Raw genomic sequence first — 1,239 nt, 5'->3', positions numbered from 1 at the left:
CAACGTGTTTCTTTAGTTTGTATTAAATATCTTTAACTAGAAAAAGAGGAGAACTATAACGTGTTTTAGATTAGAGATCCCTTACACGTACGAGTCCTCTCTTTCTATAAAGTTGCCAAGAACCATTTGGAATACCAGGAGAATTAACTCCCGATAAAGGAAGTAGTTAAAGCAACATAATTATAAACTTTAATTGTAAAAATATGAAAAATTACAAAGAAGTCGTTGGAATCGATGTCTCAAAAAACACTTTGGATGCTTATTGTTATCAATCTCAAGTGCACCGGGAGTTTATTAACGATATTGTAGGGTATAAAAGCTTATTAAAATGGGTTTTGAAAACAACAAAATCGGTAGATGTTTTTTACTGTTTTGAGAACACAGGCTATTATTCCTTAAAATTAGCGCTATATCTAGATAGTCAAAAGATTATTTACGTAGAAGAGAGCCCATTAAAGATTAAGCGCAGCTCAGGTATCGTTAAAGAAAAGACAGATAAATTAGATGCGGCATTAATAGCTCGTTACGCTTGGCTTTACCGGGAAGAATTAAAACCAAGTCAAGTTAAGAGTAAGTCTCATTTAGAATTAGGCAGATTGCTAGCTTTACGTGATCTACTAGTTAGAAATAATGCAGGTTTAAAAGGCACGCTAAAAGAGATGAAAGTACTTTTATCTAGTCCAACCACAGACACAGGTTGTATTGTCTTAAAACGCAGTATTGATTACCAAGAAAAGCAAGTGAAGTCCATAGAGGATCGTATAAAAGAGATTATATCAACAGATGCATTGATGAGTAAGAATTACGAATTACTAACAAGTCTTAAAGGAATTGGATTAGTTGTAGCCTGTCAGCTTATCTACCACACAGGTAATTTTACGCGTTTTGATAGTTGGCGCGCCTTTTCAAGTTATTGTGGGACCGCACCATTTGAACATCGCTCAGGCACTAGTATCTACAAAAGAAAGCAATGTCATTATTTAGGCGATAGAAAAATGAAGAGTTTGCTGAGTATGGCAAGTGTTTCAGCGATACAGCATGATAGCGAATTGCGAATATATTACAATAGAAAATTAGCAGAGGGGAAGGATAAAATGCTAGCCATAAATAATGTTAGAAATAAGTTGATAGCTAGAGCATTTGCCGTAGTAAAAAGAGGAACACCATATGTGGTTCTTCAGCAATATGCAGCATAAAAAATAAAACTAAATATTACTAGGATTTGATCTTGGAATACGT

At 34.4% G+C, this 1,239-nt stretch carries 1 protein-coding gene; it reads left to right on the top strand.

Features of this window, described 5'->3' with window-relative positions:
- The first annotated feature begins 203 nt into the window (after positions 1-203).
- The gene (locus HM986_RS17555) at positions 204-1,196 is read left to right on the top strand and encodes an IS110 family RNA-guided transposase (protein WP_179336345.1); all 993 of its coding nucleotides are present in this window, start codon (positions 204-206) and stop codon (positions 1,194-1,196) included.
- Positions 1,197-1,239: the final 43 nt, after the last annotated feature.

Origin of the sequence: Winogradskyella costae (assembly GCF_013403865.1) — a bacterium.
Taxonomy (GTDB): domain Bacteria; phylum Bacteroidota; class Bacteroidia; order Flavobacteriales; family Flavobacteriaceae; genus Winogradskyella; species Winogradskyella costae.
The sequence above is the reverse complement of the archived record's forward strand: the minus strand, read 5'-3'. Positions and strand labels throughout refer to the sequence as shown.

Excerpts from the sequence above, each read along its gene's own strand:
- HM986_RS17555 (WP_179336345.1), top strand. The coding sequence starts at position 204 with ATGAAAAATTACAAAGAAGTCGTTGGAATCGATGTCTCAAAAAACACT.